The organism is Microlunatus ginsengisoli, from assembly GCF_039537205.1.
GTDB classification, from domain to species: domain Bacteria; phylum Actinomycetota; class Actinomycetes; order Propionibacteriales; family Propionibacteriaceae; genus Microlunatus; species Microlunatus ginsengisoli.
The window spans coordinates 137,095-161,603 of sequence record NZ_BAABAB010000005.1 but is presented as its reverse complement, the minus strand read 5'-3'; the positions used below and the strand labels follow the sequence as shown (position 1 = coordinate 161,603).

General features: G+C 71.9%; 22 protein-coding genes. 14 read left to right on the top strand and 8 right to left on the bottom strand.

The genetic code is table 11. The features are described from left to right. Positions 1 to 28: 28 nt before the first annotated feature. Complete coding sequence (locus tag ABD747_RS03015; RefSeq protein WP_344801606.1) at positions 29 to 814, bottom strand: inositol monophosphatase family protein; 786 nt, start codon at positions 812 to 814, stop codon at positions 29 to 31. A gap of 48 nt (positions 815 to 862) precedes the next feature. Between ABD747_RS03015 and ABD747_RS03010 the strand changes: the two genes are divergently transcribed. The 3 genes from ABD747_RS03010 to ABD747_RS03000 all read left to right on the top strand — a co-directional run bounded on the left by ABD747_RS03010 (position 863) and on the right by ABD747_RS03000 (position 4,633). Further along, the gene (locus ABD747_RS03010; RefSeq protein WP_344801605.1) at positions 863 to 1,411 is read left to right on the top strand and encodes a TetR/AcrR family transcriptional regulator; all 549 of its coding nucleotides are present in this window, start codon (positions 863 to 865) and stop codon (positions 1,409 to 1,411) included. Between the two features lie 230 nt (positions 1,412 to 1,641). Next, positions 1,642 to 2,895 carry an MFS transporter gene (locus tag ABD747_RS03005; protein WP_344801604.1) on the top strand — a complete coding sequence of 418 codons (1,254 nt, stop codon included), beginning with the start codon at positions 1,642 to 1,644 and terminating at the stop codon, positions 2,893 to 2,895. Positions 2,896 to 2,899: 4 nt separating this feature from the next. Beyond that, a complete protein-coding gene (locus tag ABD747_RS03000) occupies positions 2,900 to 4,633 on the top strand; it encodes a glycerol-3-phosphate dehydrogenase/oxidase (protein WP_344801603.1) in 1,734 nt (577 codons plus the stop codon). Between the two features lie 75 nt (positions 4,634 to 4,708). Here the strand turns inward: ABD747_RS03000 and ABD747_RS02995 are convergent, their stop codons facing one another. From ABD747_RS02995 to ABD747_RS02985, 3 genes are read right to left on the bottom strand one after another with little or no spacing between them, the layout of a single operon-like run. Further along, on the bottom strand, positions 4,709 to 5,230 hold the full coding sequence (locus ABD747_RS02995; protein WP_344801602.1) for a GtrA family protein: 522 nt from the start codon (positions 5,228 to 5,230) through the stop codon (positions 4,709 to 4,711). Then, positions 5,223 to 6,014, bottom strand: coding sequence for an enoyl-CoA hydratase/isomerase family protein (locus tag ABD747_RS02990; protein WP_344801601.1), 792 nt, complete (start codon positions 6,012 to 6,014; stop codon positions 5,223 to 5,225). The genes ABD747_RS02995 and ABD747_RS02990 overlap by 8 nt, the downstream gene beginning before the upstream one ends. Continuing rightward, positions 6,011 to 6,526 carry a PH domain-containing protein gene (locus ABD747_RS02985; RefSeq protein ID WP_344801600.1) on the bottom strand — a complete coding sequence of 172 codons (516 nt, stop codon included), beginning with the start codon at positions 6,524 to 6,526 and terminating at the stop codon, positions 6,011 to 6,013. Before ABD747_RS02985 ends, ABD747_RS02990 begins: the two co-directional genes overlap by 4 nt. Before the next feature lie 87 nt (positions 6,527 to 6,613). Between ABD747_RS02985 and ABD747_RS02980 the strand changes: the two genes are divergently transcribed. Beyond that, positions 6,614 to 7,456: a siderophore-interacting protein gene (locus tag ABD747_RS02980; protein ID WP_344801599.1), complete on the top strand. Its 843-nt coding sequence runs from the start codon at positions 6,614 to 6,616 to the stop codon at positions 7,454 to 7,456. Positions 7,457 to 7,638: 182 nt separating this feature from the next. On the opposite strand, the gene ABD747_RS02975 is transcribed toward ABD747_RS02980, so the two are convergent. Then, entirely contained in the window at positions 7,639 to 8,436 is a 798-nt protein-coding gene (locus tag ABD747_RS02975) for a biotin--[acetyl-CoA-carboxylase] ligase (RefSeq protein ID WP_344801598.1), read from the bottom strand. A gap of 277 nt (positions 8,437 to 8,713) precedes the next feature. Between ABD747_RS02975 and ABD747_RS02970 the strand changes: the two genes are divergently transcribed. From ABD747_RS02970 to ABD747_RS02940, 7 genes are all read left to right on the top strand, one after another. Beyond that, positions 8,714 to 10,231: an acyl-CoA carboxylase subunit beta gene (locus ABD747_RS02970; RefSeq protein ID WP_344801773.1), complete on the top strand. Its 1,518-nt coding sequence runs from the start codon at positions 8,714 to 8,716 to the stop codon at positions 10,229 to 10,231. Continuing rightward, entirely contained in the window at positions 10,228 to 10,461 is a 234-nt protein-coding gene (locus ABD747_RS02965) for an acyl-CoA carboxylase subunit epsilon (protein ID WP_344801597.1), read from the top strand. The genes ABD747_RS02970 and ABD747_RS02965 overlap by 4 nt, the downstream gene beginning before the upstream one ends. Before the next feature lie 77 nt (positions 10,462 to 10,538). Continuing rightward, positions 10,539 to 10,946: a (R)-mandelonitrile lyase gene (locus ABD747_RS02960; protein ID WP_344801596.1), complete on the top strand. Its 408-nt coding sequence runs from the start codon at positions 10,539 to 10,541 to the stop codon at positions 10,944 to 10,946. Between the two features lie 28 nt (positions 10,947 to 10,974). After that, positions 10,975 to 11,394, top strand: a complete 420-nt coding sequence (gene arr, locus ABD747_RS02955) for an NAD(+)--rifampin ADP-ribosyltransferase (RefSeq protein ID WP_344801595.1) — start codon at positions 10,975 to 10,977, stop codon at positions 11,392 to 11,394. Positions 11,395 to 11,536: 142 nt separating this feature from the next. After that, entirely contained in the window at positions 11,537 to 12,088 is a 552-nt protein-coding gene (locus ABD747_RS02950) for an AAA family ATPase (protein ID WP_344801594.1), read from the top strand. 16 nt (positions 12,089 to 12,104) lie between these two features. After that, positions 12,105 to 13,778, top strand: coding sequence for a DUF885 domain-containing protein (locus ABD747_RS02945; RefSeq protein WP_344801593.1), 1,674 nt, complete (start codon positions 12,105 to 12,107; stop codon positions 13,776 to 13,778). 8 nt (positions 13,779 to 13,786) lie between these two features. Continuing rightward, the gene (locus ABD747_RS02940) at positions 13,787 to 14,386 is read left to right on the top strand and encodes a Maf family protein (RefSeq protein ID WP_344801592.1); all 600 of its coding nucleotides are present in this window, start codon (positions 13,787 to 13,789) and stop codon (positions 14,384 to 14,386) included. A gap of 258 nt (positions 14,387 to 14,644) precedes the next feature. Here ABD747_RS02940 and ABD747_RS02935 read toward each other — a convergent pair whose 3' ends face one another. Both ABD747_RS02935 and ABD747_RS02930 read right to left on the bottom strand, forming a co-directional pair. Beyond that, positions 14,645 to 15,865: an Nramp family divalent metal transporter gene (locus tag ABD747_RS02935; RefSeq protein ID WP_344801591.1), complete on the bottom strand. Its 1,221-nt coding sequence runs from the start codon at positions 15,863 to 15,865 to the stop codon at positions 14,645 to 14,647. Between the two features lie 7 nt (positions 15,866 to 15,872). Further along, complete coding sequence (locus tag ABD747_RS02930; RefSeq protein WP_344801590.1) at positions 15,873 to 16,373, bottom strand: hypothetical protein; 501 nt, start codon at positions 16,371 to 16,373, stop codon at positions 15,873 to 15,875. Between the two features lie 536 nt (positions 16,374 to 16,909). On the opposite strand from ABD747_RS02930, the gene ABD747_RS02925 reads away from it, so the two are divergent. The 3 genes from ABD747_RS02925 to ABD747_RS02915 all read left to right on the top strand — a co-directional run bounded on the left by ABD747_RS02925 (position 16,910) and on the right by ABD747_RS02915 (position 20,154). Then, complete coding sequence (locus ABD747_RS02925; protein WP_344801589.1) at positions 16,910 to 17,812, top strand: decaprenyl-phosphate phosphoribosyltransferase; 903 nt, start codon at positions 16,910 to 16,912, stop codon at positions 17,810 to 17,812. Next, the gene (locus tag ABD747_RS02920; RefSeq protein ID WP_344801588.1) at positions 17,809 to 19,245 is read left to right on the top strand and encodes an FAD-binding oxidoreductase; all 1,437 of its coding nucleotides are present in this window, start codon (positions 17,809 to 17,811) and stop codon (positions 19,243 to 19,245) included. Before ABD747_RS02925 ends, ABD747_RS02920 begins: the two co-directional genes overlap by 4 nt. A 153-nt stretch (positions 19,246 to 19,398) precedes the next feature. Further along, positions 19,399 to 20,154 carry a decaprenylphospho-beta-D-erythro-pentofuranosid-2-ulose 2-reductase gene (locus tag ABD747_RS02915; RefSeq protein ID WP_344801587.1) on the top strand — a complete coding sequence of 252 codons (756 nt, stop codon included), beginning with the start codon at positions 19,399 to 19,401 and terminating at the stop codon, positions 20,152 to 20,154. Between the two features lie 19 nt (positions 20,155 to 20,173). Here the strand turns inward: ABD747_RS02915 and ABD747_RS02910 are convergent, their stop codons facing one another. Further along, complete coding sequence (locus ABD747_RS02910) at positions 20,174 to 24,460, bottom strand: FtsK/SpoIIIE domain-containing protein (RefSeq protein ID WP_344801586.1); 4,287 nt, start codon at positions 24,458 to 24,460, stop codon at positions 20,174 to 20,176. Between the last annotated feature and the right edge of the window lie 49 nt (positions 24,461 to 24,509).

Sequence of the window (24,509 nt, the reverse complement as noted above, 5' to 3'; positions counted from 1 at the left end):
ACCCTACCAACCCGACAGTCCCCGGCGCTCAGCCGCGGAGGACCTCGACCAGGGCGTCGTACGTCGCCGGGGTCGCGGCGACCAGCCAGTTGCCCTTGGTCAGCCCGTCGTCGGCGAGATAGTCGTTGGTCACCCCGCCGGCGGCCTGCAGGACCGCGATCCCGCCGAGGCAGTCCCAGGACCAGATGTGCGGCTCGACCAGCCCGAGCAGCCGTCCGCACGCGACGTCGCAGATGCCGAGTGCCCCCGAGCCGTTGCGCAGGTACATCCCGCGCCGGCGCATCAGCCGGGCGAAGACGGGGATGATGTCGTCGGCGGGGATCCGGGCGGCGCAGCCGAGATAGGTCAGCCCGTCGGTCAGGTCGGTGCCGGGATGCAGGCTGATCGGCTGCCCGTTCTTGGTCGCCGGGAGCCCGCGGCCGCCGACGAACAGCTCGCGGTTGGCCGGCGCGTTCACCAGGCCGAACTCCAGCACGCCCGCGCGGACGTACGCGATCGAGATGCACCAGCTGCTCAAGCCGGACACGAACGGCTGGGTGCCGTCGATCGGATCCACCACCCAGATCCCGGTGCTGCCGGGAAAGTCCGAGTGACCGGTCTCCTCGCCCAGGAACGCGTCGCTCGGGAACGCCTCGGCGATCCGCTGCTTGATCAGCTTCTCCACCGCCACATCGGCCTCGGAGACGACGTCCTGCACGCCCTTGCTGGTCACGGTCAGCGTGCCGACCCGATCGGAATAGGTCAGCGACAGCTCGCCGGCGGCGGCGATCAGGTCGCGGGCGAATGCCAGTCGGCGCTCGATGTCGTCAGCCACGTTTCCGCTCCTCCCGGTGTGCACCACCCGATTCTGTACGGTGGCGGCATGTCCGCGGGAGCCGGCCGCCGGAGCGAAGGCTCCCGGCGTGATCTGCTGATCGATATCGCCCTCGACGTGATCGCCGAGCACGGCGTGGCCGGGACCACGCATCGGCGGGTCGCGGCGGCGGCGGGCGTCCCGCTCGGCTCGACGACGTACTACTTCGCCGATCTCGGCGACCTGCTCCGAGCCGCGTTCGGACGGCTGGCCGACCAGGTGTCGGAACGTTTCGAGGCGCGCCTGGCACCGGCTCGCACGCCGGGCGAGGCGCGCGACGCGATCGTCGACTATCTCCGCTACGACCTGAGCGACGAACGCGAGGCCGCGCTCAGCTACGAGTTCTACGCCTACGCCGTGCGCCACCCGGAGGTGCGCTCGATGGTGGCGGCCTGGTTCGGTCGCAGCCAGATCGCGCTCGAGCGATTCTTCCCACCCGCCACGGCCCGGCTGATCGACACGATGATCGAGGGGCTGTGCACCTATCGCGGGCTGGCCAGCGGGCCGGACGAGGCCGAGATCCGGCGGGCGCTCGAGCTGCTCAGCCCGGAGCGCTGAGCGAGGCCACCTCGGATCGAACCCGAAAGGCCGACCCTCGTTGCCTCGCCGAAGGCAGTGCCAGGCGGCACCGATCCCCGGAGAGTCCGTCGAGGGGCGGATTCTCGGGTTCGCCGGGAATATCGCGGCCCAACAAGTTGCTTGTACATACGTACACAATTTGTGTACGATCGTACAGAAGCGGCGTCACCGGCGACGTCGGAGCGTCACATCGTCACAACGAGGTCATCATGTCCACCCCGAGCCTGACCGGCACGGATTCCCTTCAGCACATCGTCCGCCGATGGCGTACGGCCATGTTCGTCGTCTTCGCCGCCTGCGGCTTCGCCCTCGCGGCCTGGGTGTCGCGCACGCCGTCGATCCGCGACGGCCTGCATGCCTCCACCGCCGAGATGGGCTGGCTGATCTTCGCCATCGCCGGCGGCGCCATCTTCGGCCTCACCTCGGCCGGGGGGCTGGTCGGCCGGTTCGGCGCTCGGCCGGTGATCCGCGTCGCGCTGCTCACCGCCGCCGCCGGACTGGCCGTCATCGCCCTCGGCAGCGCGCTGGCCTCGTTCGCCGTGGTGCTGGCCGGCCTGATCGTCTTCGGGCTCGGCTTCGGCACCACCGACGTGTCGATGAACGTGGCCGGAGCCGTCAACGAGCGCGCGCTCGGCCGGACCGTGATGCCGCACTTCCACGCGACGTACAGCATCGGCACCCTGCTCGGCGCCGGACTCGGCGTGCTGGCCCAGCACCTCGGCCTGCCGGTCAGCCTGCACCTCGTGCTCGCCGCGGCGATCATGGTCGCCGCCGTGGTCCCCGCGCTGCGGCTGATGCCGGCCGGGATCGGCATCGCCACGCCCGGCCAGCCCAAGCTGACCCGGTCGGAGCGGCTCGCCGTCTGGCGCGACCCGCGGACCCTGCTGATCGGCCTGATGGTGCTCGGCATGGGTCTGGCCGAGGGTGCCGCCGAGGACTGGCTGCCGCTGGCGACCGTGGACGGCTACGGCGTGACCGAGACCATGGCCGCCGCGCTGTTCGGCGTGTTCGTCGTCACCATGACCCTCGGCCGGCTGTTCGGCGTGCTGCTGATCGACCGCTTCGGCCGCGTCGCCATGCTGCGGGCCTCGGCCCTGGTCGCCGCGATCGGCCTGGTCGTGGTGATCTTCGGCCCGACGGTGACCACCGCCGCTATCGGCATCGCGCTGTGGGGGCTCGGCACCTCGCTCGGTCTCCCGGTCGGCATGTCGGCGGCCGCCGACGACCCGCGGACCGCCGCCGCGCGGGTCAGCGCCGCCGCCACCGTCGGCTACGCCGCGTTCCTGTTCGGGCCGCCGGTGCTGGCCTTCGTCGGCGAGCACGTCGGGCTGTTGAACTCGTTCGTGGTCGTGCTCGGGCTGGTGATCGTCGCCGGCCTGATCGCCCCGGCGGCCAGGCCACTCACGGGGTCCGGCACCGCTCCGGCCGTCCGGACCGAGCAAGAGCCCGTCTCCGTAAGCTGAGCCCGTGATCTCCGCGACCGCCCTCGATCCCGAACAGCGCGCCCGCAACCTCGACCGCCTCGCGTCGGAACACTTCGACGTGCTGGTGGTCGGGGCGGGCGTGAACGGATCCGGTGCCGCGCTGGACGCGGTCACCCGGGGGCTCAAGGTCGGGCTGGTCGAGGCCCGGGACTTCGCGGCCGGCACGTCCAGCCGGTCCAGCAAGCTGTTCCACGGCGGTCTGCGCTATCTCGAGCAGTTCGACTTCCACCTCGTCTTCGAGGCGCTCAAGGAGCGCAAGCTGGCGCTGGAGAAGCTCTGTCCGCACCTGGCGAAGCCGGTCCGGTTCCTCTATCCGCTGCGCAAGCCCGGCATCGACCGCGCGTACGCGGGGCTCGGCATCGGCGTGTACGACGTGATGGGTGCCGGGCGCGGCGTGCCGTCGCGGCTGCGGCACCTGGGCCGGAAGAAGACCCTCGCCGCCTTCCCGTCGGGCGACCGGGACGCGCTGTACGGCTCCATCACCTTCTACGAGGGTCAGGTGGACGACGCCCGGCACACCATGATGATCGCCCGGACGGCGGCCAACTACGGCGCCGTGGTGGCAAGCAGTGCGCGGGTCACCGGCTTCATCCGGCAGAACGACCGGGTCACCGGCGTCCACCTTCGCGACCTGGAGTCCGGTCGCGAGCTCGACGTCAGCGCCGACGTGGTGATCAACGCCTGCGGCGTGTGGATCGACGAGATCCAGACCATGGTGGGCGGCAAGGGCGCGTTCCGGGTGCGGGCCTCGAAGGGCATCCACCTGATCGTGCCGAGGAACCGGATCAACTCCAGCCTCGGCCTGATCACCCGGACCGAGAAGAGCCTGCTGTTCATCATCCCGTGGGGCCAGGGTTCGGCCGGGTCGGGCGGCTTCTGGCTGATCGGAACGACCGACACCGACTGGAACCTCGACCTGGCCCATCCCGCGGCCAGCGAGGCCGACATCGACTACCTGTTGGGTCACGCGAACGCCCTGCTGTCGGACAAGCTCAGCCGCGACGACGTGGTCGGGGTCTACGCCGGACTGCGTCCGCTGCTGGCGGGAGAGTCCGACTCGACCTCCAAGCTGTCCCGCGAGCACGCGGTGGCCTCGCCGGTCCGCGGGCTGGTGGTGGTTGCCGGCGGGAAGTACACGACCTACCGGATCATGGCCGCCGACGCCGTCGACGCGGCGGTGCACGGGCTCAACAAGACGGTGCCGCCGTCGTGCACCGAGGACGTCTTGTTGCTCGGCGCGGACGGCTATCACGGACTGTGGAACACGCGCGGCCAGCTGGCCGAGTCGCTGGGACTGCCGCTGGGCCAGGTCGAACGGCTGCTCGGCCGATACGGCTCCCTGATCGGCGAGCTGGGCACCCTGATCGCGGAACGTCCCGAGCTGGCCGAGCCGCTGGAGGCGGCGCCGGAGTATCTGAAGGTCGAGGCGCTCTATGCGGCGACCCACGAGGGTGCCCTGCACCTGGACGACATCTTGGCGCGGCGCACCCGGATCTCCATCGAGACCTGGGATCGCGGCGTCGGCGTCGCTCCCGAGGTCGCCGAGCTGGTCGCCCCCGTGCTCGGCTGGGACGCCGCCGCCATCGAGCGGGAGGTCGATCACTATCGCGCCCGGGTCGCCGCCGAGCGGGAGAGCCAGCATCAGCCCGACGACCTGTCGGCCGACGCCGCTCGGCTGGGCGCGCCGGACGTACGAATGGGGCGGTCGGGCGGCTGAGCGGGAGCGGCCGCGCAGGATCGGAGCAGATCGTTCGGGTTACTCCCCCGACGATCGACTCCAATCCTTGTCGGGTCAGCGCAACTTGAAGATGACCGAGCGCTGGACGATGAAGTTGACCGTGGTCGCCACGCCCTGGGCGATGACGAAACCGATCACCTGGACCGCGAGCCGGCTCAGTCGCGGCTCGAGCACGGTGTAGAGCACCGAGAACAACCCGACCTGCAGGGCGAAGGTGACCGCGTAGAGCACCACCACCGCCAGGAACCGCCGCTTGGACGGGGCGGCCCGGAAGGTCCAGCGCCGGTTGATCAGGTAGGCGGTGGTCGTGCCCGCGATGAACGACAGGGCCTTGGCGGGGGTGTGGCCGAGCCCGAAGTGCATCAAGATCACCAGCAGGCCGAAGTCGACGATCGCCGACAGGCCGCCGGTCAGTACGAACCTGATCAGCTGGTCGCGCAGCGGCAGCGGGCTCTCCCGCTCCTCCACCGGCAGCTCGACCGGCTGCGGCAGCTGCGGCACGTGCCCGGCCATCTCGGCCCCCACCGCCCGGTCGGTCCCGTCCGTGCTCTCGGCGTGTCCGGCGTGCTCAGTCACCCGCGTCCTCCGTCCCGCGCCAGCGGGGTGCCCGGCGCTCGTTGAACGCCGCGATCCCCTCCCGCCGGTCCGCCGAGAAGGCCGCCTCCTCCCAGGCCCGGTTCTCCACCACCAGCGCGCTCTCCAGGTCGAGGTCACTGCCACGACGCAGCGCCTGCTTGGCGGCCCGCAGCGCGATCGGCGACCGGGAGGCGATCAGCCCGGCGAGCTCGAGCGCGGCGGCGCGCGCCTGTCCGGCCGGCACCAGCCGGTCGACGGCGCCCAGCCGGTGAGCCTCCTCGGCGTCGACGTGCCGGGCCGTGAACAGCAGGTCGGCGGCGCGGTTCGAACCCACCCGGCGCACCAGCAGCTGGGTGCCGCCACCGCCCGGGACGAGCCCGACGCCGGTCTCGGGCAGTCCGAGCACCGCCGCCGACGAGGCCACGATCAGGTCGCAGCACAGCGCCAGCTCGAAGCCGCCGCCGAGCGCATAGCCGTCCACGGCGGCGACGGTCGGCACCGGCAGGTCGAGCACCGCCCCGAACGCCGAACGGAACACCGGCCGCTGCGCCGCCAGTGCGGCGTCGTCGAAGGAGTTGCGCTCCTTCAGGTCCGCGCCCACGCAGAACGCCTTCGGCGAGCTGCTGGTCAGCAGCACAACGCTCAGCGATCCGTCGTCGGCCAGCTCGGCGCACGCGGCGGTGATCGCTCGAGCCTGCGCGGTCGAGATCGCGTTCAGCGCCTCGGGCCGGTCCAGCACCAGCTCGGCCACGGCCTCCGCGGGCCGCTCGATCCGCACCGTCATGTCCACTCCGGCTCGGTCGTCTCCGGGCGCGGGGCGAGGCCGAACAGCAGCTCGCTCATCACCGCGTGGACGTGCTCGACGTCGGGCACGTCGACCAGCGCGATGGTGCCGTTCTCCCCCGCCGTCTGCACCTCCAGGGTGCCGCAGCCGAACATCCGGTCGACCAGGCTCTGGTCGTACGACACGTCGTTCACCCTGATCAACGGCAAGTCCTTGCCGCTGCGGTGCAGGATGCCGCGGCGGGTGATCAGCCGGTGCGTGGTCAGCGTGTACGTCGTCGTCGCCCAGCGCAGGAAGGGCCGCAGCACCAGCCAGACCACCACCAGCAGGCCGAGGCAGACCACCACCACCTGCCCGGCCGGACGGAAGCCGCCCGGCACGATCGCCGCGCCCGAGCCGATCAGCCCGCCCAGCACGACCAGGCCGACCGCCGGCCAGACCAACACCTTCGCGTGGGTCCGGGTGCGCACGACGACGTGCTCGTCGGCGCTGATCAGCCGGACTCCTGCCACCCGTCCATGCTGACACAGACGCCCGGAGCCGTCCGCGAACGCGAGACGCACAGCGTCGACACAGATAGTAAGGCTACCCTTACTCGCATGACCGAACGACCGCGCCCGAAGCGCGTAGCCCGCTCCGCGACCGTCGTGCGCACCGAGCAGCTGAGTCCGGCGATGGTGCGCGTCGTGCTCGGCGGTCCGGACCTCGCCGCCCTTCCCGAGCTGGAGTTCACCGACCACTACGTCAAGCTGCTGTTCGCCCCCGCCGGTGCCGGCTACGCCTGGCCGTTCGATCCCGACGAGATCCGGGCATCCCGCCCCGCCGAGCAGTGGCCGGTGACCCGGACGTACACGATCCGCTGGTTCGACCGGGAGGCCGGCGAGCTGGCCATCGACTTCGTCGTGCACGGCGACGCGGGACTGGCGGCTCCGTGGGCGGCGCAGGCGCGACCCGGCGACGAGATCGGCTTCTTCGGCCCCGGCGGCGGATACGTCCCGGAGCCCGGCGCGGCCCACCTGCTCGCCGGCGACGAGGCGGCGCTGCCCGCGATCGCGGCGGCACTCGACCGGCTGCCGGCCGACGCCGAGGCGGAGGTGTACGTCGAGGTCGCCGGGCCGGCCGACGAGCTGCCGCTGCGGGTCACCGACAAGACCAGGCTGACCTGGGTGCATCGCGGGGATGCCCCGTACGGCGCGCCGCTGGCCCGGGCCGTCCGGTCGGGCTGGACGCCCGGCCCCAACGCCCAGGTGTTCGTGCACGGCAATGCCGAGCTGGTCCGCGATCTGCGCCGCTTCCTGTTCGTGGAGCACCGCCTCGACCGGCGTGCGGTGTCCATCTCCGGCTACTGGCGCACCGGCTACACCGAGGAGCGCTGGCAGAGCACCAAGCGCGAGCTGGTCGAGCAGATGGAGCGCGACGAGGCGGCCGCCGCCCACCCCTGAGCCCGACGGCGCGGCCGCCTACCCCACTCCGCACCCCGCACGTCGACTCCGCACCCCGCGTGCCGGGTGCGGAGTGCACATCCGAGGTGCGGAGTGCGGCCCGAGGCGCCTGGCCCGGGATTCGACCGGCGGGCGGCACAGGACGAGCGATCCGCAGGCGCTGAGGCGCCGGCCGGAACAGCTCAGAACAGGTGGGTGACGTCGCCGGCGCTGAAGGATCGCGGGCCGGTGGCGGTCCGGACAACCAGGCGGCCGTCCGTGTCGATCGCCTCGGCGACGCCTTCGACGGCCCGATCGCCGGTGAGCTCGACCCGGACGTGGCGTCCGATCGTGGCCGAGCGGGCGACGTACGCTGCCGCGAACGCCGCGTCATCGGAGTTGCGCTCCCACTCGGCGAAGATCAGCTCGAATGCGCCGAGAACGGCGGCGACCACTCGGGTGGCCGACGGCGTCGGCGCGTCCGGGGCGAGCAGGGCGAGCGAGGTAGCGGTCGGGACCGGGAGCTGGTCCGCACCGAGCGCGACGTTGATCCCGATCCCGACCACGCAGGCCGGACCGTGCGGCGTCTCCACCCGCTCGGCGAGGATGCCGCAGAGCTTGCGCTCGCCGACCAGCACGTCGTTGGGCCACTTCAGCCGGGCGTCGACCGGGCAGATCCGGCGCAACCCCTCGACCACGGCCAGCCCGGCCAGGAGGGACAGCCAGCTCCAGCGCTGGACCGGGATGTCGTGCGGGGCGACCAGCAGCGAGATCGCGACCGACGTACCGGGCGGAGCGCTCCACTGCCGGCCCTGCCGGCCACGCCCCGCCGACTGGTAGCCGCTGACCAGCACCGACCCCGGGGAGGCGGCTCCCGAGCGCGCGGCGGCCGCGAGATCGGCGTTGGTCGACCCGGTCTCGGCCAGCACCTCGATCGAGCGCCAGAGCGAACCGGGCCGGACCAGCTCGGAGCTCAGCCAGCCGCCGTCGATTGTCGTCACGCGCCGACAGTAGCCCTCGCGGCCCGCGGAACTCGGATCCGCTGTGCGCCGCCGGATCCCGTGCAACGGGTCCGAGCAGATCCAGGCGATCCGAAGAGGCCCCGGGGGATCCGGGATCGTCTGGTGGGGCGCGGGGGCGGCACCTCGTCGGGAGGGGTACGAGCGAGGTGACTAGGGTGCGACTCATGGAGCGTGTGGCGTGAGCGGGGGCAAGACAGCGAGCTCCGCCGCCGACATCCACACCACCGCGGGCAAGCTGGAGGACCTGACCCGGCGGATGGACGAGGCGGTCCACGCCGGCTCCGCGGCGGCGGTGGAGAAGCAGCACGCGCGCGGCAAGAAGACCGCCCGGGAGCGGATCGCGCTGCTGCTGGACGCCGACTCCTTCACCGAGATCGACGAGTTCGCCCGGCACCGGGCGACGTCGTTCGGGATGGAGAAGCGGCGGCCGTACGGCGACGGTGTGATCACCGGCTTCGGCACCATCGACGACCGGCCGGTGTGCGTGTTCAGCCAGGACGTGACCGTGTTCGGCGGCAGCCTCGGCCAGGTCTACGGCGAGAAGATCGTCAAGATCATGGACTTCGCGCTGAAGACCGGTGCCCCGTTGATCGGGCTGGTCGAGGGCGGCGGTGCCCGGATCCAGGAGGGCGTGGTCTCGCTCGGTCTCTATGCGGAGATCTTCAAGCGCAACACCCACGCCTCCGGAGTGATCCCGCAGATCTCGGTGATCATGGGCGCCGCGGCCGGTGGCCACGTCTACTCCCCGGCGCTGACCGACTTCACGATCATGGTCGACCAGACCTCGCAAATGTTCATCACCGGTCCGGACGTGATCAAGACCGTCACCGGCGAAGACGTCACGATGGAGGAGCTCGGCGGCGGACGTACGCACAACACGAAGTCCGGCAACGCGCACTACCTGGCCGCCGACGAGGAGGACGCGCTCTCCTACGTCCGCGCCCTGATCGGCTACCTGCCGCAGAACAACCTGGAGGACCCGCCCAGCTTCGACGTGCTGAACCCGCTCGACGTGAGCGAGGACGACCGGCTCCTGGACACGCTGATCCCGGACTCGCCGAACCAGCCGTACGACATGCACGAGGTGATCGCCGGCGTGCTGGACGACGGTGAGTTCCTCGAGGTGCACGAGCTGTTCGCCCCGAACGTCGTGGTCGGGTTCGGCCGGATCGACGGCCGCTCGGTGGGGGTGGTGGCGAACCAACCGCTGCACTTCGCCGGCTGCCTGGACATCGACGCGTCCGAGAAGGCGGCCCGGTTCGTCCGCACCTGCGACGCGTTCAACATCGGAGTGATCACGTTCGTGGACGTGCCCGGCTTCCTGCCCGGCACCGACCAGGAGTGGAACGGCATCATCCGGCGCGGTGCGAAGTTGATCTACGCCTACGCCGAGGCCACGGTGCCGCTGGTCACGGTGATCACCCGGAAGGCGTACGGCGGTGCGTACGACGTGATGGGCTCCAAGCACCTCGGCGCGGACGTGAACCTCGCCTGGCCGACCGCCCAGATCGCCGTGATGGGCGCCCAGGGTGCGGTGAACATCCTGTATCGCAAGGAACTGGCGAAGGCCGACGATCCGGAACAGCTCCGCAACCGGCTCGTCACCGAGTACGACGACGAGCTCGCCAACCCCTACATCGCCGCCGACCGCGGTTATGTCGACGCGGTGATCCACCCGCACGAGACGCGGGCCGAGATCACCCGGATGCTGCGGCTGCTCCGCACCAAGCGGCAGACCCTGCCGCCGAAGAAGCACGGGAACATCCCGCTGTGACCCCGAGCACGGCGGACCCCGACGGCGCACCGGTGATCTCGGTGGTCCGCGGCAACCCGACCCCCGAGGAGATCGCCGCGGTCGTGCTCGTGCTCACCGCCGGCCGGGCCGAGGAGGCCGCGACGAGGTCCCCGTCTCCCACGGGTCAGTGGGCGGCCTACTGGCGGAGCCTCCGGACGCCGATCGCACCAGGACCCGGGTCCTGGCGGCAGTCGGGACGCACCCAGTGACCGGGGTGAGCGTTCGCATCGCCTGCCGGCCGGTGTGAGCACCGGACCTCGCGCCGACACCACGAAGGGAGCCCTGGATGCACGTCATCGAACCGAGCTCGACGGCGAAGAACCCGCCCGAGCGCTTCACCGGCGACGTCTGGCTGGACGGGATCGCGACGCCGCAGGAGGACGGTCAGCGGATGGTGGTGGCCCGCGTCCGGTTCGCGCCCGGCGCACGGACGGCCTGGCACTCCCACGCCAACGGGCAGACCCTGCACATCACCAGCGGCGTCGCCTGGGTCCAGCAGCGGGGCGGCGAGGTGATCGAGCTGCACCAGGGTCAGACGGTCTACACCCCGCCGGGCGAGGAGCACTGGCACGGTGCCAGCGCCGACCGGTTCATGGAGCATCTGGCGATGTTCGAGTACGGCGACGACCCGGCGTCGTCCACCACCTGGCTCGAGCACGTCGCGCACGAGGACTATCGACCTCCGCGCGGCTGAGCGACGTGGATCGGGCAGGATCGGGCAGATGGACGAGGACGCCGACCTGCTGGACGCCGGGCCGTTCTATCACGGGACCCGGGCGGATCTGAGTCCCGGCGACCTGCTGCAGATCGGATACAGCTCCAACTTCGGGTCGCGGAGGCGGGCCAACTTCCTCTATCTGACCGCCACCCTGGACGCCGCCACGTGGGGCGCCGAGCTGGCCGTGGGCGACGGCCCGGGGCGGATCTACCAGGTCGAGCCCACGGGTCCGTTCGAGAACGACCCGAACCTGACCGACAAGCGGTTCCCCGGCAATCCGACCCGCTCGTACCGGACCCGTGACCCGCTCCGGGTGATCGCGGAGGTCCGCGACTGGGCGGGCCACCCGCCCGAGGCGCTACAGGCCATGCGCGACCACCTCGCGGAGCTCCAGCGGCAGGGCATCGAGGCCATCGACGAGTGATCCTCAGCCGATGGATCGGGTCGCCGGCCCGAGTGCGTCCCCGTCGTCCACGGATCCTTTGGGGCGATTCGGATCCCCTGCAGCGGATCCGAATCGGCACAGGGGATCCGAGGCGCAGGAGGGGTCATCTAGGGTCGGGCGGGTGGGTACTCCGACCTTGATCGTGGTCAGCGGGCCGCCGGGAGCGGGCAAGACAACGCTCGCGCACGGTCTCGGCGCACGGATCGGCGCGCCGGCGATCTGCCGCGACGAGCTCAAGGAGGGCATGGTGCACGCGGCCGGTGCGACGCCCGGCGCGGCGGAGCACGACCGGCTGAACCTGCGTACGCTCGCGGTCTTCTTCGACCTGCTCGACACCCTGGTCCGGGCCGAGATCAGCACGATCGCCGAGGCGGCGTACCAGGACCGGCTGTGGCGGCCCGGCCTGAATCCCTTGTTGGAGCTCGCCCGGGTGGTGGTCATCCGCTGCCGGCTGGACCCGGCGCTGGCCCGCCTGCGGCACGAGGCGCGGGCCGGAGCCGACCCGCGCCGGGCCGCCCATCAAGACGCCGCGTACCTGTCCACCGGAACGGCGCCGGACCGGGCGACGTTCGACTGGCCGCGACTGGACGTACCCACCCTGGACCTGTCCACCGACGGCGATCCGTCCGCGAGCGTCGAGGCAGCCGCCGATTTCGTGCGGACCACGAGCTGACCACGAAGGGAGATCGATGACCCGACCTGTCGACGAGGTGGCCGACGCGTACGTCGCCGAGTCCGTCGAGCGCTATCCGGAGGTCGCCACGAGCCTCGGCGCGCCGGGGCACGATCACGAGTGGAGCGACTACTCCCCCGCCGGGGTGGCCGCCGAGCTCGAGCACCTCCGCGGCACCGTCGCCGCCCTGGCGGCCGCGATTCCGTCCGACGACCGGGAGCAGATCGCCAAGGAGGCGATGCTGGAGCGACTGGCGCTGCAGGTCGAACTGCACGAGGCGCACATCCCGGCCAGCCGGGTCAGCTCGGTCGCGGGCGCCGTCCAGGGTCTGGTCAACACCATCGACCTGATGCCCGACGGTACGGCGCAGGCCTGGGAAGCGATCGTCGAACGGGTGCGCACCCTCGGCCGGCCGCTGACCGAGATCGCCGAGACGCTCCAGCGCGAGGCGGATCAGGGCCATGTCTCTGCGCGCCGGCAGATCCTCGCCACCGTCGACCAGGTCGGCGGCTGGATCGGCGGCGACGACGACTACTTCGCGGCGCTAGCCGATCGGATCCCGACCGAGCTCCGCGACGGCGTCGTCGACCAGCTGACCGAGGTCTCCGCCAGTGCGCGCGAGTCGCTGGGGCGGTTCGCCGACTGGCTGCGGTCCGAGCTCGCCCCGCGCGGCCGCGAGGTCGATGCGGTCGGCCGCGAGCAGTACGAGCTCGAGTCCCGCTACTTCCTGGGCGCTGTGGTGGACCTGGACGAGACCTATCAGTGGGGTTTCGCCGAGCTGCACCGGTTGCAGACCGAGCAGCACGCCATCGCCCGGGAGCTGTTCGGCGACCCCGACATCCCGGCTGCCTGTGCCGGGCTGGACGCCGACCCGGCGCGCCAGATCACCGGCGCGGCCGCGTTCCGGGACTGGATGCAGCAGCTGGCCGACCGGGTGATCGCGGAGCTGAACGGAGTCCATTTCGACATCCCGGCCGAGATCGCCACGATCGAGTGCTGCATCGCGCCGACCCACGACGGCGGGGTCTACTACACCGGCCCGACCGAGGACTTCAGCCGGCCGGGCCGGATGTGGTGGTCGGTGCCGGCCGGGATCGACCGGTTCTCGACCTGGAAGGAGACCACCACCGTCTTCCACGAGGGGGTTCCGGGGCACCACCTGCAGGTCGGCCAGAACGCCGTGCAGAGCGAGCTGCTCAACCGCTGGCAGCGCCAGCTCGCGTTCGTCTCGGGCCACGGCGAGGGCTGGGCGCTCTATGCCGAGCGGCTGATGGACGACCTCGGCTATCTGGCCGACCCGGCCGATCGAATGGGCATGCTCGACGCACAGGCCTTCCGGGCCGCCCGGGTGGTGATCGACATCGGGATGCACCTGCAGCTGGAGATCCCGGCCGACAACCCGATGGGCTTCCATCCGGGCGAGCGCTGGACTCCCGAGCTGGGGTACGACTTCATGCGCGCGTCCACCGCGATCGACGAGCCGACGCTGCGTTTCGAGATCGACCGCTATCTCGGCTGGCCCGGCCAGGCGCCGTCGTACAAGGTCGGCGAGCGGATCTGGCTGGAGGCCCGGGACGCCGTCCGGGCCCGGCAGGGAGCGGAGTTCGATCTGCGGCGCTTCCACGCCGATGCGCTGAACCTCGGCTCGCTCGGCCTCGACCCGCTGCGCGCGGCGCTCGACCGGCTGTAGGCGGGCCGATGCGACTCGTGCTGGCCTCCGCCTCGCCGGCCCGGCTGCGTACCCTCCGTGCGGCCGGGCTGGATCCGGAGGTCGTGGTGTCCGGTGTGGACGAGGAGGCCGTGTCCGCACCGACCGTCCCGGCGCTGGTGGCAGCGCTGGCGCAGGCCAAGGCCTCCGCGGTGCTGTCGGGGCTCGACGACCCCGACGTGCTGGTGATCGGCTGCGACTCGATGCTGGAACTGGACGGCCGCGCGCTGGGCAAGCCGCGCGACGCCGAGGAGGCGACCGCCCGCTGGCGGTCGATGCGCGGTCGCGAGGGCGTCCTGCACACCGGGCACCACGTGGTGCTGCGCCGGTCCGGGACCGAGACGGCGCGGACGGCGGTGGCCTCCACGGTGGTCGAGTTCGCGGCGATCGACGACGAGGAGATCGCGGCGTACGTCCGCAGCGGCGAGCCGCTGCTGGTGGCCGGCGCCTTCACCATCGACGGGCTCGGCGGGCCGTTCGTCAGCGGGCTGCGGGGCGATCCGCACAACGTCGTCGGGATCGGCCTGCCGCTGCTGCGGACCCTGCTCGCCGACCTCGGGGTCCGCTGGACCGACCTCTGGTCCCGCTGATCCCTCGCGCCGCGCGCTCCCTCCCCGCCAGACCCGGCCTTCTCCCCCGGAGACCCGGCCCCGAGAAACCTGGCCCCTCCCCGGAAGCCCGGCCCGCTCTCCCGGAAACTGTGCAGTTGTTGCAGCCGCGCCCGGCGTGTCGCTGCAACAACCGCACAGTTTCCGGTTGGGGGATGCGGCGCGGGGAGCCGGGCGAGGCGGGGTGCCAGGGTCGTACGGAGCCTGGGGCGAGCGGCGGACCGGGCCGGGTGAGGGAACTCAGCGGCCGAACAGGAGCAGCACGATCAGGGCCGCATTGAACGTGGTCACCACGGCGACGACCAGCCAGGCCAGCACGACGGTGGGGCGACGCGTGGGGGCCAGCGCCATCAGCGTCTTGTCGGCCACGATCCGGACCAGCGGCACCAGGGCGAACGGGATACCGAAGGACAGCGCGACCTGGCTGACGATCAGCAGCCAGGTGGGGTCCAGCCCGGCGGCGAGCAGCAGCAGCGCCGGGACCGCGGTGATCAGCCGCCGGGCCAGTAGCGGGATCCGGCGGTGCAGCAGGCCGTCCATGATCACCGCGCCGGCGTACCCGCCGACCGAGGTCGAGGCCAGCCCCGAGGCGAGCAGGGCGAGCGCGAACATGGTCGCCACCACCGGCCCGAGGGTCGCCTCGACCGCCGCGTGCGCCTGCTCCAGCCCGTCGACCGGGAGGCCGAACAGGGTGCTGGCCGCCAGCAGCAGCATCCCGATGTTCACCGTTCCGGCGACCAACATCGCCGACACCACGTCCAGCCGGATCGCTCGCAGGGTGCCGACCGCACAGTCCGGATCAGCCTTGCCGTGCCGGTCGCGGACCAGCGCGGAGTGCAGATAGACCGCGTGCGGCATGATCGTCGCGCCCAGCATGCCGACCGCCAGCAGCGCCGAGTCGACACCCTCCAGCCGCGGCACCAGCCCGCGTACGGCCGCGGCCGGGTCGGGCGGCGAGATCACCAGGCCGGCCAGGAAGCCGATGAACACGATCGCCAGCAGGCCGGTGATCACCCGCTCGAAGGTCCGCTGGCTGCGCCGGTTCTGGATCACCAGCAGCACGGTCGAGACGGTCGTCGTGATCACCGCACCGAGCACCAGCGGCAGCCCGAACAGCAGCCCGAGGGCTACCGCGCCGCCGACGATCTCGGCCAGGTCCGTCGCCAGCGCGACCAGCTCTGCCTGCGCCCAGTAGGCGAGCCGGACCGAGCGACGGTTCCGGGCCGCCACCAGCGTCGGCAGCGACTCCCCGGTCAGCCAGCCCGCCTTGGCGGACAGATACTGCACCAGGCCGGCCATCACCGTCGCCGCCACCAGCACCCAGAGCAACAGGTAGCCGTACCCGGCCCCGGCGGCGGTGTTGGTGGCGACGTTGCCGGGGTCGACGTACGCCACGGCGGCGACGAACGCCGGGCCGAGCAGCCGGGTCCGCTCGAGCAGGCGGGGCGCGCTGATCGTCATGACCCGGTCACGCCGGCCGGAGCGCGACGGCGGTCGTGCCATCGGACCCGGTCAGCACTCCCGTCCACCCGTTGCCGGCGAAGGTCATCGTGTTCGTCGCCGGGTCGTCGGCGCTGATCGCGAAGCCGGCGGCCGGGAGCGCCCGGCGGTAGTAGCCGGCCAGCTCGGCACCGCTCGGCGCGCTCATCACCACCGTCACGGCGTTGGGCTGGTCGACCCGATCGGTCAGCACCGCGCCCACCGGGACCGAGAACGCGTCCAGCGGGCCGTTGACGAAACCCAGCATGCGCAGGGTGACGCCGTCGCTCGGGATGCTCGGTCGTACCGACGGGGACGCGCTCGGAGCGCCCGTCGCAGGCGCCGATCCCGACCCGGCCGCCGACGGCGACGCCGAAGATCCGCCCGACACCGGCTCGGGCGCCGCACCACAGGCCGCCAGCACGGCGCAGACGAGGGCAACCGCGGCCGCCGCCGCGGCAACCCGTCCGCGACGTGGCCGAACACACATGGGGTCAAACGTAATCGGCCCCGTCGCATCCGTGCCGTCGCCGACGCCCCGCGGGCCGCGGTCGAGGTCCCCACGGCGCCGCGCCCACCGGGAATGAGCCCGGGGCCCGCAGCCGCAGAGATCCACACGCCCCGGTTTCGCACATTCCGGCCGTGGCGGGAATGTGGGGCCCATTCGAAACGGGAACAGCCCGAAAATCCGGCCGCGGCCGGAAATTGCCCGACCTGCCGGGCGCGCGCCGCGCAGGCGTACGCACATTCCGGCCGCGGCTGGAATCTGAGGGTCGATCTGGCCGTGGAAGGCCCGAAAACCCCGCCGCGGCCGGAAATTGCGGCCTGAAGGGGCCGCTCCCGCCGCCGATCGGGTCTTCACGAACGGGCGGAAAGGGAGTGACCTGCATTCCATCGGGGTGTCATGCGTCACTCACACGCCAGCGCGGCGACGCTGCTGTCGTGCCGTCGCGGTCCGTTGGTGCCGTCCAGACACAGCGCGGCCGCTCAGCCGACCGACCCTCGACCACTAACCTTGAGCCCGCCATGACAGAACAGCAGCTCGCCGTGTCGGCCGCCAAGCGGTTGACGGCGCCGATCCGGGCCATGCGGCCGCGGCAGTGGACCAAGAACGTCCTCGTCGCCACCGCACCGCTCGCCGCCGGGCAGCTGCTCCGCCCCGACGTGCTGGTCGGCGTCGCGCTGGCCTTTGTGTCGTTCTGCCTGGTCAGCGCCGGGGTCTATCTGCTGAACGACGTCCGGGACGTCGCGGAGGACCGGCTCCATCCCAAGAAGAGGTTCCGGCCGATCGCCGCCGGCGAGCTCAGCCCGGGCGCCGCTCTGGGCCTGGCCGCCGTGGTCGGGATCGGCGGCCTCACGCTCGGCTTTCTGACCGCGATCCCACTCGGCATCACGCTGGTGGTGTACGTCGCCATCCAGATCGTCTACTCGGTCTGGCTCAAGCACCTGCCCGTGGTCGACCTCGCCGTGGTCGCCTCGGGATTCCTGCTGCGGGCGATCGCCGGCGGCGTCGCTACCGGCATCTATCTCAGCCAGTGGTTCCTGCTGGTCGCCGCGTTCGGCTCGTTCTTCATGGTGGCGGGCAAGCGCTACTCCGAGATGAAGCACCTCGGCGCCGACGTGGGAACCCGCAAGTCGCTGACCCGCTACTCCGAGTCCTATCTGCGGTTCGCCTGGATGCTCGCGGCGGTGATGGTGCTCATCTCCTACAGCCTCTGGGCCTTCGAGTACGCCGGCCCGTCGCCCCTGTTCGGGGTGCCCTGGACCGCCGTCTCGATCGCGCCCTTCACTCTCGGCCTGCTGCAGTACGCCCTCGAGGTGGACGCCGGTCAGGCCGACGCACCCGAAGAAGTCGTGCTGTCCGACCATGTCCTACAAGGCATCGGCCTGGCCTGGCTGGTGACGATCTCCCTGGCGGTGTTCTTTTGAGCGATCGAACTGACGACAACCTGCCCGACATCAAGCCGTCGCCCGCGGTCGAGTCCCAGCCGGCGATCCCGCTGGAGCTGACCAGCCTGCACGGCTGGGGACGTACGGCCGCCAGCCGGTCGCACCTCGCCGCGGTCGACTCGGTGGCCGGCGCGGTCTCCGCGCTGCGGACGGCGGGCGGTCAGCCGCGCGGGGTGGTGCCCCGCGGCCTCGGCCGCAGCTACGGCGACGCCGCGCAGAATGCCGGCGGCACCACGTTGGACCTGACCAGGCTGAACCGCATCCTGCACCTGGACGCGGAGTCCGAGCCGCCGACCGTGACGGTCCAGGCCGGGGTCTCGCTGGACCAGCTGATGAAGGCGCTACTGCCGTTCGGGCTCTGGGTGCCCGTGCTGCCGGGCACCCGCCAGGTGACCATCGGCGGCGCCATCGCCGCCGACGTCCACGGCAAGAACCACCACACCCAGGGCAGCTTCGGCAACCACGTCCGGTCGTTGGATCTCCTCTGTGCCGACGGCGAGATCCACACGGTGACACCCGACGGGGACGATCCGGACCTGTTCTGGGCGACCGTAGGCGGGATGGGGCTGACCGGAGTCATCCTCGGCGCGACGGTGGCGGTCCAGCACGTGGAGACGGCGTACTTCAGGGTGGACACCGACCGCTGCCGCGACATCGACGACCTGATGGAGCGGATGAGCGTCGGCGACGACAACTACACCTATTCCGTGGCCTGGTTCGACGCCGTCAGCCAGGGCTCGCACCTGGGCCGGGCGGTGCTCACCCGCGGCAACAAGGCGCAGCTGTCGGAACTGACGCCCAAGCAGCGCCAGGACCCGCTGAAGTTCGTGGCGCCGGAGTTCGGCACCATCCCGGAGGTGTTCCCGAACCGGATGGTGAACAAGCTGACCGCGAAGGCCTTCAGCGAGTTCTGGTTCCGCAAGGCACCCGCCCACAAGGTCGACCAGGTGCAGAACATCACCCAGTTCTTCCACCCCCTCGACATCGTCGCGGAGTGGAATCGCGTGTACGGGCCCAACGGGTTCCTGCAGTACCAGTTCGTGGTGCCGTTCGAGGCGCACGAGACCTTCCGTACCGCGTTCGTCAAGATCGTGGAGTCGGGCCATCTGTCCTGCCTCAACGTGCTGAAGCGGTTCGGACCGGGCAACCGCGCTCCGCTGTCGTTCCCGATGCCGGGCTGGACACTGACCGTCGACCTGCCGATCGAGGCCGGCCTGGATCGGCTCTGCAACGAGTTGGACGAGCTGGTGGTCTCGGCCGGCGGGCGGGGCTATCTGGCGAAGGACTCGCGGCTGTCGGCGGAGACGTTCCGGCTGATGTATCCGCGGCTGGACGACTTCCTCGCCGTCCGCCGGCGGGTCGACCCGACGGGTATGTTCACCTCAGACCTGTCCCGCCGGCTCCGACTGTGAAGCCCTCGCCCCGAGAACCCGTGCAGCGCCTCCCCCATACCGGAAACTGTGCAGTTGTCGCAGTTCCGAATCGATTCACAGCTGCGAGATCTGCCCAGTTTCGGGTGGTCCCGGCGGGTTCGGAGAACTGACGTGAGAGAAGAGAGAACACCGATGATCAATGCCGTGGGTACGCCCCAGTCGTTGCTGCTGCTCGGCGGGACCTCCGACATCGCGCTGGCGATCGCCCGGCTCTACGCCGGGGCCGGGCACGTGCGGGTGGTGCTGGCTGCCCGACCCACCGACCGGCGTACGGCCTCGGCGGACGAACTGCGCGCGCTCGGCTGTGCCGTGTCCGAGGTCGACTTCGACGCCCGCGACGTGGCGTCGCACTCGTCCGCGATCGAGGCGGCCTTCGCCGACGGCGACATCGACATCGCCGTGGTGGCGTTCGGCCTGCTCGGCGACCCGGAGCGGGCCTGGACCGACCCCGACGTCGCGCTCGAGCTGGCCGAGGTCAACTACACGGCGCCGGTCCACGTCGGCGTCCTGCTCGCGACCCGGATGAAGGCCCAGGGCCACGGCGAGATCGTCGCGCTGTCCAGCGTGGCCGGGGAACGCGTACGCCGGTCCAACTTCGTCTACGGCTCGACCAAGGCCGGCTTCGACGGCTTCTTCCTGGGACTCGGCGAGGCGCTGCGCGACAGCGGGGTCGGCGTGCTCGTGGTCCGGCCGGGCTTCGTCCGCTCGAAGATGACCGAGGGGCTGGACGCCGCTCCGCTGTCGGTCACCCCCGAGCAGGTAGCGGAGGCGGTGGTCGACGGCGTCCGGCACCGGCGCGACCTGATCTGGGTCCCGGCCACCATGCGCGCGGTGATGTCCGGGCTGCGGCACGTGCCGCGACCGCTGTTCCGCAAGCTGCCCATCTGAGTCCGGCGCCCGGCTGGGCTCAGGTGGCGCGGCCGACCGCGACCGAGCGATCAGCGTCCTCCGTGAGGCTCATCGCCTGAAGGAAGTCGACCATTCCGCCGGAGACGAGATAGCCGCGCCCCGGGGTGACCGCCACCGGCGCCCGGCGCGGGAGGGTGACCCCGAGCAGTTCCCCGTCGTAGTCCACGTTCGGTTGCAGCAGCACGCCGCAGCGGGCCTTCCGGATCGTCTTCGTCCAGTGCGAGTACAGGCTGCGCAGATCGTCGGACCGGCCGGCCGCGACCACCAGCAACTCCGTCGTCCGGGCCGACAACAGCCCGGCGAAGGCCTGGTCGTCGTCGGCGAACTGTTCGGCGTCGTCGACCAGCAGGAGCAGCGGGCCGCGGTGCACCCGCGCCGCAGCGAGGAGTGCCGTCGCCTCCTCCGCACCGACCGCGCAGCGGTCGAACCCGCCCTGCTGGAGTGGTGATCGGCGGCCGCAGATCGCCCAGATCGTGCTGCCGGCGCCCCGGGCGTTCTCGGCGATGGCCAGCAGCAGGGTGGACTTCCCCGACCGGGCCGGTCCGGCGATCAGCACGTGCTCGCCCTCGTAGACGTCGATCTCGGCGACCTCCAGGTCCGACTCGCGGACGCCGACCGGCAGGTGCCAGGGCTCGGTGTCGAGCCGGACCGGCGCGCCGAGCTGGGCGACGCTGATCGAGGTCGGCAGCCGGCCGACCACCGACGCCTTGGCGGCCGGGTTGCCCCAGTGCGCGGCGACCGCGGCCACCGCCTCGGCGAGGCCGCCCGCGGGCGTGCCGACGTGTGCATGCAGCTTGGTCTCGGCCAGGATGCAGCGGCCGGGAACGGCCGGCGGCGCGAGCCGCACCGGCACACCCGAGGCGCTGTAGTCGTACGGGTCGGCCAGCCGGAACAGCCAGCGCTGGGTTGTCACCTCCTCGAGCTGGCTCGGCACCGCCTTGGAGCGGGCGGTGGCTACCGCGGTCCAGATCCCGACGTCCGGGCCGTCGGCGTACACCCGGTAGAAGCCCTCGATCAGCTTCAACCCGTCGAAGTCGTCGTACTCGTCGCGCAGCACGCCGAGGCCGTCGACCAGGACGACCATCCGGCGCTGCGGTCCGCCGCCGCGCCGGCGGTCGAGCTCGGCCCGCAGGTACTTCAACAGCCGCACCTGCTGCTCGCGCGCGCCCGAGCCGGACCCGACGTACGCCGTGGCGTGCGGCAGGTCGGCCAGCGGGGCCAGGTCGCGGTTGCCCAGGTCCAGCACGAGCAGATCGAGCTCGTCCGGGGCGTACGCGTCCGCGAGCGTCAGCGCGGCCGACGCGAGCGTGGTCGAGGTGCCGCTGCCGGGGATGCCGAGCAGCAGCAGGTTGCCGCGCTCCAGGTCCCAGCCGACCGGAAGCTGGCGCTGCCGGCGCGGGTCGTCGGCCACCGCGATCTGCGCGGTGCTGCCCTGCACGCCGCCGACGACCGGAGTGACGTCCTCGGCCGCGCCGGCCGCCAGCCGCAGCGCCACCCGCTCGCCGAGCGGTTCGGGCCAGACCGGTCGCGGCGGGCGGTAGCCCAGCTGGTCGTTCGCCGCGACGACGGCGTCGATCAGCAGATCCAGGTCCGTGGGCGCGTCGTCGTCGACGGACGCCCCGTCGATCTGCTGCTGGTCGCGGTCGAAGCGGACCGGATGGACGTCGACCAGCTGCGAGGTCTGCGCCTCGGCGCGGCCGGTGACCAGCGCCGTCTGGACGGGCGTGATGTCGTCCTGGCCGAGCTTGACGTAGGCCCGGCCCCACTGGGTTCGGCCGATCGACGACGCCGCCGGCACGCCGATCACGTTGACCGAGTCCTCCCGGCTCTGCACCCGCAGCGCGACCCGCAGGTTGGTGTTGGCCAGGATGTCCTCGTTGACCACGCCGGCGGGTCGCTGGGTGGCCAAGATCATGTGCACGCCGAGCGTACGTCCGACCGCGGCCACGCTGACCAGCGACTTCAGCACGTCCGGATAGTCCTTGGCCAGCATCGCGAACTCGTCGATCACCAGCAGCAGCCGCGGCATCGGCTCGCTCGGGTTGGTGGCCAGATAGGCGTCGAGGTTGTCGATCCCCTCGCCGGCCCGAGCGAACACCTCCTGGCGATAGCGCAGCTCCGCCTCCAGCGCGGTCAGCGCCCGGTCGGCCAGCTGCTCGTCCAGGTTGCTCACCGTGCCGATCGTGTGCGGCAGCCGCTCGCAGGTCTTGAACGCCGCGCCGCCCTTGAAGTCGATCAGGATGAACGTCAGCCGGGTCGGGTCGTTCTGCGCGGCCAGCCCGGCCACCATCGAGCGCAGGAACTCGCTCTTGCCCGATCCGGTGGTCCCGCCGACGAGGCCGTGCGGACCGTCGCGGACCAGGTCGATCCCGAACACGCCGTGCTCGCCGACGCCGAGCGGGGTGGCGACCCGGGTCGCCGCCGCCCAGGTCCGGCGAACGGCCTCGGGGCTGACCTCGTCGATCCCCAGCAGCGGCGGCAGCCGGACCAGACTCGGCAGCACCCCGCCCGGGATGGACAGCTCGGGGTCGTCGAACCGGGCCAGGTCGGCCGCGCACGCCTGCGCGGTGGCGACACTGATACCGGCCAGCACCACGTCGTCGACGCTGGTGCGGTCGCCGGGCCGGCGAACCCGGCCGCCGGCGTCGCGGCGGACCTCGATCACCGTCGTACACGATGCCGGCAGCTGCTCCTCCGTCGCCGCGATGACGATCCCGGAGACCTGCACGGTCGGCCGCTCCGGGGCCAGCCGGTCGCGCTCGGCCGGCCGGCCGTAGCCGAGCAGCTGGCGGGCCGGCGCGTCCCGCCCCTCGGTCAGCACGTCGGAGTCGAGCAGCAGCAGCACGGCGCAGGTGGGGTGCGCATCGACTCCGTCCCGGACGGCCCGCAGCAGCCCCTCGCTGCGACCCCGCTCGGTGGACAGCCAGCGACCGCCCGATCCGTCGCCCATCCGCCGGGTGTGCGGCAGCCAACCCGCCCAGCTCCACTCCTCCGCCCGGCCGGGATCGCAGAAGACGCCGACGGTGAGGTCGGCCGGCCCGCAGTGGGTCGCCGCCTGGCAGAGCAGGCTGCGGGCCACGGCGAGGCACCCGTCGCGGTCCCCGATCACCCCGACGACACCGGCGGCGGTCAGGTCGATCTCGACCGGAGCGGCGGGCAGCACGGCGTCGTCGATCGTCTGCTGGACCTCCTCCTCCGGCTTGCGTGAGGTCGATCCGCTGAGCGGCGGATCCCAGTCGACGTTCCCGGTCCCGGCGTGCAGGATCAGGAAGTCCGCCGAGCCGGGGCGGCGCTGCCACAGCCGGGTCGTCGGCAGGTCGGCCCGCCGGAGCGTGAGCGCGGGATCGGGGGCGAGCTCGCGACGGCGCTCACGCTCGATCGCGGCAGCACTCTCCAGATCGGCGCGGAACTCGGTCAGTGCGGTGTCGAAGGTCTCGTCCGCCTCCTTGACGTCCTTCTTCCGCCGCCGCTTCTGCTCGACCGTGGTGCCGACCGCCATCACCGGGCTGAGCAGCGCGAACAACGCGAACCGCAGGTCCCGCATCAACATCACCATCACGACGGCCATCAGCAGCGGCGCGACGATCGCCGCGATCCCGAAGCGGGCCGGGGGCGGCGGGTCCTTCCGGGCCGGTGCCTCGATCGGATCCGGTGCCGGCGCCAGCCCGGCTCGCGGCGGCCGGTTGAACGGCACGGTGGCCGAGTGGGTGAGGTTGTGCAGCGTGCCGGGTGCCGGTGCCAACGACTCGGTCCGCCCCTGCCACAGGGTGACCGACGCGCCGCCCACGACCACGACCGACAGATCGGTGATCAAGATGCCGTCGTCGCCGACCGCCACCCCGTCGACCATCGTTCCGTTGGTGGACCCGCTGTCGCGGATCCGCAGGCCGTCGCCGTCACGTTCGACGCTCGCATGGCTCCAGGAGACGCTCGGCGAGTCGACGGTCAGGTCGGCCTGCGGCGAACGTCCGATCAGCAGCGGTCGGCCGCGCGGCACCGGCACGGTCCGGCCGGCGTTCATCCCGCCCGACAGCGACGCCGCCCAGCCGTCGATCGCTTCGGCGTGATCCGCCCGTGAGCGACCGATCCGGCTGCCCTCGAGCAGGCTGACGTCACCGACCAGGTCGCCGGCGCGCTGCCGGCTGTCGTCCACCCACAGGGTGTCGTCGGGCGACAGTGCCACATCGCAGACGTGCCGGACGACATCGGTCAGCGTCGCCGTGTCGGCGGCCTGCGCCAGCTCGACCTCGCGGCGGACGCCGTCGACGTCGATCACCAGATGCACCCGGGTCCTCCTCCGTCCGCGGCGACGTGTCCAACCCTAGGGTGTGTCC